The following is a 12,218-nucleotide window of genomic DNA, read 5'->3' as shown; positions in this document are numbered from 1 at the left end:
TAGTTTCTGAATTATTGTGGCAGGTTGGTTTATGAGTGCGAATACCGAAGCTCAAGGGAGCGGGCGCGGCCTGGAAGCGGTAAAGTGGGTAGTTGTGATCGCATTGCTGCTGGTAGCAATCGTCGGTAACTACCTGTATCGCGATGTGACACTGCCTTTACGCGCGCTGGCTGTCGTGGTGTTGATCGCTGCGGCGGGCGGCATTGCGTTGCTGACCACCAAAGGCAAAGCAACCGTGGCTTTTGCACGTGAAGCAAGAACCGAAATGCGTAAGGTCATCTGGCCAACTCGCCAGGAAACATTGCACACCACGTTAATCGTTGCCGCGGTCACTGCCGTGATGTCACTGATTTTGTGGGGGCTGGATGGTATTCTGGTCCGTCTGGTATCGTTTATCACTGGCCTGAGGTTCTGAGATGTCTGAAGCTCCAAAAAAACGCTGGTACGTCGTTCAGGCGTTTTCCGGTTTTGAAGCCCGCGTAGCCAAGTCGCTGCAAGAGCATATCAAACTGCACAACATGGAAGAACTGTTTGGCGAAGTCATGGTGCCGACTGAAGAAGTCGTGGAAATCCGTGGCGGCCAGCGTCGCAAAAGCGAACGCAAATTCTTCCCTGGTTACGTACTGGTCCAGATGGTGATGAATGACGCCAGCTGGCACTTAGTGCGCAGTGTACCGCGTGTAATGGGCTTCATTGGTGGTACCTCTGACCGTCCGGCACCGATCAGTGATAAAGAAGTGGATGCGATCATGAACCGCCTGCAGCAGGTGGGTGATAAGCCGCGTCCGAAAACGCTGTTCGAGCCAGGCGAGATGGTGCGTGTCAACGACGGCCCGTTTGCCGACTTCAATGGTGTGGTCGAAGAAGTGGATTACGAGAAGAGCCGCCTGAAGGTTTCTGTTTCTATCTTCGGCCGTGCAACGCCGGTAGAACTCGACTTTGCTCAGGTGGAGAAAGGCTAAGCCTTTTGTTCACTTTTTAGCTCTTGCGGAAGGCGCGAAATTTACCTATAATTTCGCGCCTTTTGTTTTTATGCGCTGGCAACAGCGTGTAAATCGTTATCACGGGGAGCCTGTTCGCCAGGCGCTATACCCAATAGAGGAAATATCATGGCCAAGAAAGTACAAGCCTACGTCAAGCTGCAGGTTGCAGCTGGTATGGCTAACCCGAGCCCACCAGTTGGTCCGGCTCTGGGTCAGCAGGGTGTTAACATCATGGAATTCTGTAAAGCGTTCAACGCCAAAACAGAATCACTGGAAAAAGGTCTGCCGACTCCAGTAGTTATCACCGTATACAGCGACCGTTCTTTCACCTTCGTTACCAAAACGCCTCCGGCTGCCGTTCTGCTGAAAAAAGCAGCAGGCATCAAGTCTGGTTCTGGTAAGCCGAACAAAGATAAAGTCGGTAAAGTAACTCGTGCTCAGGTACGTGAAATCGCAGAAACCAAAGCTGCGGACATGACTGGTGCTGACGTAGAAGCGATGACTCGCTCTATCGAAGGTACTGCTCGTTCCATGGGCCTGGTAGTGGAGGACTAAGAAATGGCTAAGCTGACCAAGCGCATGCGCGTGATCCGTGACAAAGTTGATGCGACTAAACAGTATGACATCAACGAAGCTGTTGCTCTGCTGAAAGAACTGGCTACCGCTAAATTCGTAGAGAGCGTGGACGTTGCTGTTAACCTCGGCATCGATGCACGTAAATCTGACCAGAACGTACGCGGTGCGACCGTTCTGCCACACGGTACTGGTCGTTCAGTACGTGTTGCCGTCTTTACCCAGGGCGCAAACGCTGAAGCTGCTAAAGCAGCTGGCGCTGAGCTGGTAGGTATGGAAGACCTGGCTGATCAGATCAAGAAAGGCGAAATGAACTTTGACGTTGTTATTGCTTCTCCGGATGCAATGCGCGTTGTTGGCCAGCTGGGCCAGGTTCTGGGCCCACGTGGTCTGATGCCAAACCCGAAAGTTGGTACCGTAACTCCTAACGTTGCTGAAGCTGTGAAAAACGCTAAAGCGGGTCAGGTTCGTTACCGTAACGACAAAAACGGCATCATCCACACCACCATTGGTAAAGTGGACTTCGATGCTGACAAACTGAAAGAAAACCTGGAATCTCTGCTGGTTGCGCTGAAAAAAGCTAAACCTGCTCAGGCGAAAGGCGTGTACATCAAGAAAGTCAGCATCTCTACCACCATGGGCGCCGGCGTTGCCGTTGACCAGGCTGGTCTGAACGCAGCAGCAAACTAATTGCTGCTTGTAACGGGCGAAAAATTCATCTAGAATCTTACGCCCGTTGTTCTGGTTGATCCATCAATTCAGAACCCAAATTCATAGTCGCGGAGTGCACAGGTCTAAACACCTTGTCATTCAGCGACTAAGGTTGGAGCCAGGCCTGATCCTGGCCTCCGTCCAAGACCGCAGGAGCAGAACCTCTTCGGAAGTGATGCTTAATATCCTGCGTAGACGGTGACAGAACCAAAAAGAATTTTTTCTTCACTGGATTCTGCTCACCGTGTAACGCGCTTACGGCCTTCGGGTGTGTAAGTGAAGTGAGTTCCGGGAAATTTTCCCGGTCAAATCCAGGAGCAAAGCTAATGGCATTAAATCTTCAAGGCAAACAAGCAATTGTTGCTGAAGTTAGCGAAGTAGCCAAAGGCGCGCTTTCAGCGGTTGTTGCGGATTCCCGTGGCGTTACCGTTGATAAAATGACTGAACTGCGTAAAGCAGGTCGTGAAGCTGGCGTCTACATGCGTGTTGTTCGTAACACCCTGCTGCGCCGCGTCGTTGAAGGTACTCCATTCGAGTGCCTGAAAGACACGTTTGTTGGTCCGACCCTGATTGCATACTCTATGGAACACCCGGGCGCTGCTGCTCGTCTGTTCAAAGAGTTCGCGAAAGCGAATGCAAACTTTGAGGTCAAAGCTGCAGCCTTTGAAGGTGAGCTGATCCCGGCGGCACAAATTGACCGTCTGGCAACGCTGCCGACTTACGAAGAAGCACTGGCACGTCTGATGTCGACCATGAAAGAAGCTGCTGCTGGCAAGCTGGTCCGCACTCTGGCTGCTGTTCGCGACGCGAAAGAAGCGGCTTAAGGCCAGATTCTTTTTCTTCGTACTTGCTAACGTATAAACTTTTACTGATTCTTAGGAACAATTGTCATGTCTATCACTAAAGATCAAATCCTGGAAGCCGTTGCAGCTATGTCCGTAATGGAAGTAGTTGAGCTGGTTTCTGCTATGGAAGAAAAATTCGGCGTTTCTGCTGCTGCTGCTGTCGCTGTTGCTGCTGGCCCGGCTGAAGCTGTTGAAGAGAAAACTGAATTCGACGTTATCCTGAAAGCTGCTGGCGCGAACAAAGTTGCTGTAATCAAAGCCGTTCGTGGCGCAACTGGTCTGGGCCTGAAAGAAGCTAAAGACCTGGTTGAAGCTGCTCCAGCTGCAATCAAAGAAGGCATCAGCAAAGACGACGCAGCTGCACTTGAAGCTGCTCTGAAAGAAGCTGGCGCTGAAGTTGAAGTTAAGTAAGACAACCCTCGGGTTGCAGTCTGCGTAAACAGACTGATGGCTGGTGACTTTTTGGTCACCAGCCTTTTTGCGCTACAGGGGAACGATGGCGTTTCGCACTGTTTGTCCATTGTTCCTCTTCAATATCTTTTTCTATCGACGACTTAATATACCGCTTTCCTGTGAGGGTTCCCTGCCTGCGCAACGGCGATGAAATGATTTAAGAGTGATAGAAAGATGTATTGCATGGGGTGCCGCGCATCGCATGAAAAACAAAATAGTGTTGCATGAACTGTCCCTTCAGGACGGACAGCGTGGGTCGACTTGTCAGCTAGCTGAGGAACCCTATGGTTTACTCCTATACCGAGAAAAAACGTATTCGTAAGGATTTTGGTAAACGTCCACAAGTACTGGATGTGCCTTATCTCCTTTCTATCCAGCTTGACTCGTTCCAGAAGTTTATCGAGCAAGATCCAGAAGGCCAGTACGGTCTGGAAGCAGCCTTCCGTTCCGTGTTCCCAATCGCGAGCTACAGCGGCAACTCTGAGTTGCAGTATGTCAGCTACCGTCTGGGTGAGCCGGTGTTTGACGTGACAGAATGTCAGATCCGTGGCGTGACGTACTCCGCACCGCTGCGCGTTAAACTGCGTCTGGTGATCTACGAGCGCGAAGCGCCGGAAGGCACCGTAAAAGACATCAAAGAACAAGAAGTGTACATGGGCGAAATTCCGCTCATGACCGACAACGGTACCTTTGTCATCAACGGTACTGAGCGTGTTATCGTTTCTCAGCTGCATCGTAGTCCTGGCGTATTCTTTGACAGCGATAAGGGTAAAACGCACTCTTCCGGTAAAGTGCTGTATAACGCACGTATTATTCCTTACCGCGGTTCATGGCTCGACTTCGAGTTTGACCCGAAAGACAACCTGTTCGTCCGTATTGACCGTCGTCGTAAGCTGCCGGCCAGTATCATCCTGCGCGCGCTGGATTACACCACTGAGCAGATTCTCGATCTGTTCTTCGAAAAAGTGGTGTTTGAAATCCGCGACAACAAGCTGCAGATGGAACTGGTGCCTGAGCGCCTGCGTGGTGAAACCGCCTCCTTCGATATCGAAGCCAACGGCACGGTCTACGTTGAGAAAGGTCGTCGCATCACTGCGCGCCACATCCGTCAGCTGGAAAAAGACAACATTCAGCACATCGAAGTGCCGGTCGAGTACATCGCGGGCAAAGTGGTCGCAAAAGATTACATCGATCTGAACACCGGTGAGCTGATCGTGCCGGCGAACATGGAGCTGTCACTGGATCTGCTGGCGAAACTGAGCCAGTCCGGTCACAAGCGCATCGAAACCCTGTTCACCAACGACCTGGATCACGGCCCGTACATTTCTGAGACGCTGCGCGTTGACCCAACCAACGATCGCCTGAGCGCGCTGGTTGAGATCTACCGCATGATGCGTCCTGGCGAGCCGCCAACGCGTGAAGCCGCAGAAAACCTGTTCGAGAACCTGTTCTTCTCCGAAGATCGTTACGATCTGTCGGCCGTTGGCCGCATGAAGTTCAACCGTTCTCTGCTGCGTGACGAGATCGAAGGTTCCGGTATCCTGAGCAAAGACGACATCATTGAAGTGATGAAGAAGCTCATCGGTATCCGTAACGGTATTGGCGAAGTGGATGATATCGACCACCTCGGCAACCGTCGTATCCGTTCGGTCGGTGAAATGGCGGAAAACCAGTTCCGCGTTGGCCTGGTGCGTGTAGAGCGCGCTGTGAAAGAGCGTCTGTCTCTGGGCGACCTCGACACGCTGATGCCACAGGACATGATCAACGCCAAGCCAATTTCGGCCGCGGTGAAAGAGTTCTTTGGTTCCAGCCAGCTGTCCCAGTTTATGGACCAGAACAACCCGCTGTCTGAGATTACGCACAAACGTCGTATCTCTGCTCTGGGCCCAGGCGGTCTGACCCGTGAACGCGCCGGCTTCGAAGTGCGTGACGTACACCCGACTCACTACGGTCGCGTATGTCCAATCGAAACCCCGGAAGGTCCGAACATCGGTCTGATCAACTCACTCTCTGTTTACGCGCAGACTAACGAATACGGCTTCCTCGAAACGCCGTACCGCCGCGTGGTTGACGGTAAAGTGAGTGATGAAATTCATTACCTCTCTGCTATCGAAGAGGGTAACTACGTTATCGCTCAGGCGAACACCAACCTCGCCGATGACGGCAGTTTTGTTGACGATCTCGTCACCTGCCGTAGCAAAGGTGAATCGAGCCTGTTCAGCCGCGATCAGGTTGACTACATGGACGTTTCCACCCAGCAGGTGGTTTCTGTCGGTGCGTCACTGATCCCGTTCCTGGAGCACGATGATGCTAACCGCGCCCTGATGGGTGCGAACATGCAACGTCAGGCTGTACCTACCCTGCGTGCTGACAAGCCGCTGGTTGGTACCGGTATGGAACGTGCTGTTGCGGTCGACTCCGGTGTAACTGCCGTCGCGAAACGTGGTGGTACCGTGCAGTACGTCGATGCGTCACGTATCGTTATCAAAGTTAACGAAGACGAGATGTATCCGGGCGAAGCAGGTATCGACATCTACAACCTGACCAAGTACACCCGTTCTAACCAGAACACCTGCATCAACCAGATGCCGTGTGTTTCTCTGGGTGAACCTATCGAGCGTGGCGACGTGCTGGCTGACGGCCCGTCTACCGACCTCGGTGAGCTGGCGCTGGGTCAGAACATGCGCGTGGCGTTCATGCCATGGAACGGTTACAACTTCGAAGACTCCATCCTCGTTTCTGAGCGTGTTGTGCAGGAAGACCGTTTCACCACCATCCACATTCAGGAACTGGCTTGCGTGTCGCGTGACACCAAACTGGGGCCGGAAGAGATCACCGCTGACATCCCGAACGTGGGTGAAGCCGCGCTCTCCAAACTGGATGAATCCGGCATCGTGTATATCGGTGCGGAAGTGACCGGTGGCGACATTCTGGTAGGCAAGGTGACGCCGAAAGGTGAAACCCAGCTGACGCCAGAAGAGAAACTGCTGCGTGCAATCTTCGGTGAAAAAGCCTCTGACGTGAAAGACTCGTCACTGCGCGTACCGAACGGCGTTTCCGGTACGGTTATCGACGTACAGGTCTTCACCCGCGATGGCGTGGAAAAAGACAAGCGCGCGCTGGAAATCGAAGAGATGCAGCTGAAGCAGGCGAAAAAAGACCTGTCTGAAGAACTGCAGATCCTCGAAGCGGGCCTGTTCAGCCGTATCCAGGCCGTCCTGATTTCAGGTGGCGTGGAAGCGGAGAAACTGGACAAGCTGCCACGTGAGCGCTGGCTGGAACTCGGTCTGACCGACGAAGAGAAGCAGAACGCGCTGGAGCAGCTGGCTGAGCAGTATGACGAGCTGAAGCACGAGTTTGAGAAGAAACTCGAAGCGAAGCGTCGCAAGATCACCCAGGGCGACGATCTGGCACCGGGCGTGCTGAAAATCGTTAAGGTGTATCTGGCCGTTAAGCGTCAGATTCAGCCTGGTGACAAAATGGCGGGTCGTCACGGTAACAAAGGTGTTATCTCGAAGATCAACCCAATCGAAGACATGCCATACGATGAGAACGGTACGCCGGTCGACATCGTACTGAACCCGCTGGGCGTACCATCGCGTATGAACATCGGTCAGATTCTGGAAACCCACCTGGGTATGGCGGCGAAAGGCATTGGTGAGAAGATCAATGCGATGCTGAAGAAGCAGGAAGAAGTCGCCAAACTGCGTGAGTTTATCCAGCGTGCTTACGATCTGGGCACCGATGTGCGTCAGAAAGTTGACCTGAACACCTTCTCGGACGACGAAGTGCTGCGTCTGGCAGAGAACCTGAAAAAAGGTATGCCAATCGCGACGCCAGTGTTCGACGGTGCGAAAGAGAGCGAAATCAAAGAGCTGCTGCAGCTCGGCGGTCTGCCTTCTTCCGGTCAGATCACCCTGTTTGACGGCCGTACCGGTGAGCAGTTTGAGCGTCAGGTAACCGTAGGTTACATGTACATGCTGAAACTGAACCACCTGGTCGACGACAAGATGCACGCCCGTTCTACCGGCTCTTACAGCCTGGTTACGCAGCAGCCGCTGGGTGGTAAGGCGCAGTTCGGTGGTCAGCGCTTCGGTGAGATGGAAGTGTGGGCACTGGAAGCATACGGTGCCGCGTATACCCTGCAGGAAATGCTTACCGTTAAGTCTGATGACGTCAACGGCCGTACCAAGATGTATAAAAACATCGTTGACGGCAACCATCAGATGGAACCGGGCATGCCGGAATCCTTCAACGTACTGTTGAAAGAGATTCGCTCGCTGGGTATCAACATCGAGCTGGAAGACGAGTAAGCACTCGCAAGTACTGGTTATGGGACGCGCCTGGCGCGTCCCTGAGAGTTCCACTCCGACGGGAGCTAATCCGTGAAAGACTTACTTAAGTTTCTGAAAGCGCAAACTAAAACCGAAGAGTTTGATGCGATCAAAATTGCGCTGGCCTCGCCAGACATGATCCGTTCCTGGTCTTTCGGTGAAGTTAAAAAGCCGGAAACCATTAACTACCGTACCTTCAAGCCGGAGCGTGACGGTCTTTTCTGTGCCCGTATTTTCGGACCGGTAAAAGATTACGAATGCCTGTGCGGTAAGTACAAGCGTCTGAAACACCGTGGCGTGATCTGTGAGAAGTGTGGCGTTGAAGTCACGCAGACCAAAGTGCGTCGTGAGCGTATGGGCCACATCGAGCTGGCTTCGCCGACCGCGCACATCTGGTTCCTGAAATCACTGCCGTCCCGCATCGGTTTGCTGCTGGATATGCCGCTGCGTGATATCGAGCGCGTACTGTACTTCGAATCTTATGTTGTGGTCGAAGGCGGCATGACCAACCTGGAAAAACGTCAGATTCTGACCGAAGAGCAGTACCTTGACGCGCTGGAAGAGTTCGGTGACGAATTCGACGCGAAGATGGGTGCGGAAGCTATCCAGGCGCTGCTGAAAAATATGGATCTGGAGCAGGAGTGCGAGCAGCTGCGTGAAGAGCTGAACGAAACCAACTCTGAGACCAAACGTAAAAAGCTGACCAAGCGTATCAAGCTGCTGGAAGCGTTCGTGCAGTCTGGCAACAAGCCAGAGTGGATGATCCTGACCGTTCTGCCGGTGCTGCCGCCAGATCTGCGTCCGCTGGTACCGCTGGACGGCGGTCGTTTCGCTACGTCGGATCTGAACGATCTATATCGTCGCGTGATCAACCGTAACAACCGTCTGAAGCGTCTGCTGGATCTGGCTGCTCCAGATATCATCGTACGTAACGAAAAACGTATGCTGCAGGAAGCGGTAGATGCCCTGCTGGATAACGGCCGTCGCGGTCGTGCCATCACCGGCTCTAACAAACGTCCTCTGAAATCTTTGGCCGACATGATCAAAGGTAAGCAGGGTCGTTTCCGTCAGAACCTGCTGGGTAAACGTGTTGACTACTCCGGTCGTTCGGTTATCACCGTAGGTCCATACCTGCGTCTGCATCAGTGCGGTCTGCCGAAGAAAATGGCACTGGAGCTGTTCAAACCGTTCATCTACGGCAAGCTGGAACTGCGTGGCCTCGCGACCACCATTAAAGCGGCCAAGAAAATGGTTGAGCGCGAAGAAGCGGTCGTCTGGGATATCCTGGATGAAGTGATTCGCGAACACCCGGTACTGCTGAACCGTGCACCAACCCTGCACCGTCTGGGTATCCAGGCGTTTGAACCGGTTCTGATCGAAGGTAAAGCGATCCAGCTGCACCCGCTGGTGTGTGCGGCGTATAACGCCGACTTCGATGGTGACCAGATGGCTGTTCACGTACCGCTGACGCTGGAAGCCCAGCTGGAAGCGCGTGCGCTGATGATGTCTACCAACAACATTCTGTCTCCAGCGAACGGCGAGCCAATCATCGTTCCTTCACAGGACGTTGTTCTGGGTCTGTACTACATGACCCGCGACAAAGTGAACGCCAAAGGCGAAGGCATGGTGCTGACCGGCCCGAAAGAAGCTGAGCGTGTTTACCGCGCTGGCCAGGCCGAGCTGCATGCACGCGTTAAAGTGCGTATCACTGAATACAGCAAAAATGAGCAGGAAGAGCTCGTTGCGAAAACCAGCCTGATCGACACCACCATTGGTCGTGCGATCCTGTGGATGATCGTACCGAAAGGTCTGCCTTACTCCATCGTCAACCAGGCGCTGGGTAAGAAAGCGATCTCTAAGATGCTGAACACCTGTTACCGCATCCTGGGCCTGAAGCCGACCGTTATCTTTGCTGACCAGACCATGTACACCGGCTTTGCCTATGCAGCCCGTTCAGGTGCCTCAGTCGGTATCGACGACATGGTGATTCCTGCCAAGAAAGCAGAAATCATTGCAGAAGCTGAAGCGGAAGTGGCCGAGATTCAGGAGCAGTTCCAGTCTGGTCTGGTTACCGCGGGCGAACGTTACAACAAAGTCATCGATATCTGGGCTGCGGCTAACGAACGCGTATCCAAAGCGATGATGGATAACCTGCAGACCGAAACCGTGATCAACCGTCACGGCGAAGAAGAGCAGCAGGTTTCGTTCAACAGCATCTACATGATGGCCGACTCCGGTGCGCGTGGTTCTGCGGCACAGATTCGTCAGCTGGCAGGTATGCGTGGTCTGATGGCGAAGCCAGATGGCTCCATCATCGAGACGCCGATCACCGCGAACTTCCGTGAAGGTCTGAACGTACTCCAGTACTTCATCTCGACCCACGGTGCGCGTAAAGGTCTGGCCGATACCGCACTGAAAACGGCGAACTCCGGTTACCTGACCCGTCGTCTGGTTGACGTGGCGCAGGACCTGGTAGTCACCGAAGACGACTGTGGCACATTCGAAGGCATCATGATGACCCCGGTCATCGAAGGTGGCGACGTTAAAGAGCCACTGCGTGAGCGTGTACTGGGTCGTGTGACGGCAGAAGACGTGCTGAAACCGGGCACTGCGGACATCCTGATCCCGCGTAACACCCTGATCGATGAGCACTGGTGTGACGTGGTTGAACTGAACTCCGTGGACGCGATTAAAGTGCGTTCCGTGGTGAGCTGTGAAACCGACTTCGGTGTGTGTGCACACTGCTACGGTCGCGATCTGGCACGTGGTCACATCATCAACAAAGGTGAGGCCATCGGCGTTATCGCAGCACAGTCCATCGGTGAGCCGGGTACCCAGCTGACCATGCGTACCTTCCACATCGGTGGTGCGGCATCGCGTGCGGCAGCTGAATCCAGCATTCAGGTGAAGAACAAAGGTACTATCAAGCTGACCAACGCCAAGTCAGTAACCAACTCCTCCGGGAAGCTGGTTATCGTCTCGCGTAACGTTGAGCTGAAGATGATCGACGAGTTCGGTCGTACCAAAGAGAGCTATAAAGTGCCTTACGGTGCGGTCATGGCGAAAGGTGATGGCGAGCAGGTTGCCGCGGGCGAAACCGTTGCAAACTGGGATCCACACACCATGCCGGTTATCACCGAAGTGGGCGGTTTCATCCGCTTCACCGACATGATCGACGGTCAGACCATTACCCGTCAGACTGACGACCTCACCGGTCTGTCATCGCTGGTGGTACTGGATTCTGCAGAGCGTACTGCGGGCGGTAAAGACCTGCGTCCGGCACTGAAAATCGTTGATGCCAACGGCAACGACGTACTGATCCCGGGCACTGACATGCCGGCACAGTACTTCCTGCCAGGTAAAGCGATTGTGCAGCTGGAAGATGGCGTGAAGATCAGCTCGGGTGATACCCTGGCGCGTGTTCCGCAGGAATCTGGCGGTACCAAGGACATCACCGGTGGTCTGCCACGCGTTGCCGACCTGTTCGAAGCGCGTCGTCCGAAAGAGCCAGCAATCCTGGCGGAGATCAGCGGTATCATCTCCTTCGGTAAAGAGACTAAAGGCAAGCGTCGTCTGGTGATCACCCCGGTTGACGGTAGCGATCCGTATGAAGAGATGATTCCGAAATGGCGTCAGCTCAACGTATTCGAAGGTGAACGTGTAGAACGTGGTGACGTCGTATCCGACGGCCCAGAGTCTCCGCACGACATCCTGCGTCTGCGTGGCGTCCATGCTGTGACCCGTTACATCACCAACGAAGTGCAGGAAGTTTACCGCCTGCAGGGCGTTAAGATTAACGATAAGCACATCGAAGTCATCGTGCGTCAGATGCTGCGTAAAGCAACCATCATGAACGCGGGTAGCTCGGAGTTCCTGGAAGGCGAGCAGGCGGAAGTCTCTCGTATCAAGATCTCCAACCGCGATCTGGAAGCGAACGGCAAAATCGGCGCGACGTACATGCGTGACCTGCTGGGTATCACCAAAGCCTCGCTGGCAACCGAATCGTTCATCTCTGCGGCATCGTTCCAGGAGACCACCCGTGTCCTGACCGAAGCAGCGGTAGCAGGCAAGCGCGACGAGCTGCGCGGCCTGAAAGAGAACGTTATCGTGGGTCGTCTGATCCCGGCCGGTACCGGTTATGCTTACCACCAGGATCGTATGCGTCGCCGTCAGGCGGGTGAAGCACCGGTTGCACCACAGGTGACTGCGGATGAAGCCTCTGCCAGCCTCGCTGAGCTGCTGAACGCCGGTCTGGGCGGTAGCGACGACGAATAATCGTCTGCTCTGCTGACCATGAAAAAACCCTGCCTCGGCAGGGT

General features: G+C 54.0%; 8 protein-coding genes. All 8 read left to right on the top strand.

What is annotated here, in order from left to right:
• The first annotated feature begins 31 nt into the window (after positions 1 to 31).
• The 8 genes from secE to rpoC all read left to right on the top strand — a co-directional run bounded on the left by secE (position 32) and on the right by rpoC (position 12,174).
• Entirely contained in the window at positions 32 to 415 is a 384-nt protein-coding gene (secE, locus tag AC6I79_RS18830; protein ID WP_021508209.1) for a preprotein translocase subunit SecE, read from the top strand.
• 1 nt (position 416) lies between these two features.
• A complete protein-coding gene (gene nusG / locus AC6I79_RS18825; RefSeq protein WP_010616908.1) occupies positions 417 to 962 on the top strand; it encodes a transcription termination/antitermination protein NusG in 546 nt (181 codons plus the stop codon).
• A gap of 147 nt (positions 963 to 1,109) precedes the next feature.
• Positions 1,110 to 1,538, top strand: a complete 429-nt coding sequence (gene rplK / locus AC6I79_RS18820; RefSeq protein ID WP_013507401.1) for a 50S ribosomal protein L11 — start codon at positions 1,110 to 1,112, stop codon at positions 1,536 to 1,538.
• A 3-nt stretch (positions 1,539 to 1,541) separates the two neighbouring features.
• Positions 1,542 to 2,246, top strand: coding sequence for a 50S ribosomal protein L1 (gene rplA / locus AC6I79_RS18815; protein WP_021508208.1), 705 nt, complete (start codon positions 1,542 to 1,544; stop codon positions 2,244 to 2,246).
• A 347-nt stretch (positions 2,247 to 2,593) separates the two neighbouring features.
• Complete coding sequence (gene rplJ / locus AC6I79_RS18810) at positions 2,594 to 3,091, top strand: 50S ribosomal protein L10 (RefSeq protein WP_021508207.1); 498 nt, start codon at positions 2,594 to 2,596, stop codon at positions 3,089 to 3,091.
• Between the two features lie 66 nt (positions 3,092 to 3,157).
• Positions 3,158 to 3,523: a 50S ribosomal protein L7/L12 gene (gene rplL / locus AC6I79_RS18805; protein WP_021508206.1), complete on the top strand. Its 366-nt coding sequence runs from the start codon at positions 3,158 to 3,160 to the stop codon at positions 3,521 to 3,523.
• Between the two features lie 326 nt (positions 3,524 to 3,849).
• On the top strand, positions 3,850 to 7,878 hold the full coding sequence (gene rpoB, locus AC6I79_RS18800) for a DNA-directed RNA polymerase subunit beta (protein WP_021508205.1): 4,029 nt from the start codon (positions 3,850 to 3,852) through the stop codon (positions 7,876 to 7,878).
• A 72-nt stretch (positions 7,879 to 7,950) separates the two neighbouring features.
• Entirely contained in the window at positions 7,951 to 12,174 is a 4,224-nt protein-coding gene (rpoC, locus tag AC6I79_RS18795; protein WP_021508204.1) for a DNA-directed RNA polymerase subunit beta', read from the top strand.
• Positions 12,175 to 12,218: the final 44 nt, after the last annotated feature.

It is taken from the genome of gamma proteobacterium symbiont of Scutellera amethystina, from assembly GCF_059730845.1.
Note: the sequence above shows the minus strand (reverse complement) of the source record. Positions and strands in the feature narration are given on the sequence as shown.

Bases quoted from the DNA above. Each gene is read 5' to 3' on its own strand.
- secE (WP_021508209.1), top strand. From the start codon at position 32: ATGAGTGCGAATACCGAAGCTCAAGGGAGCGGGCGCGGCCTGGAAGCG.
- nusG (WP_010616908.1), top strand. From the start codon at position 417: ATGTCTGAAGCTCCAAAAAAACGCTGGTACGTCGTTCAGGCGTTTTCC.
- rplK (WP_013507401.1), top strand. From the start codon at position 1,110: ATGGCCAAGAAAGTACAAGCCTACGTCAAGCTGCAGGTTGCAGCTGGT.
- rplA (WP_021508208.1), top strand. From the start codon at position 1,542: ATGGCTAAGCTGACCAAGCGCATGCGCGTGATCCGTGACAAAGTTGAT.
- rplJ (WP_021508207.1), top strand. From the start codon at position 2,594: ATGGCATTAAATCTTCAAGGCAAACAAGCAATTGTTGCTGAAGTTAGC.
- rplL (WP_021508206.1), top strand. From the start codon at position 3,158: ATGTCTATCACTAAAGATCAAATCCTGGAAGCCGTTGCAGCTATGTCC.
- rpoB (WP_021508205.1), top strand. From the start codon at position 3,850: ATGGTTTACTCCTATACCGAGAAAAAACGTATTCGTAAGGATTTTGGT.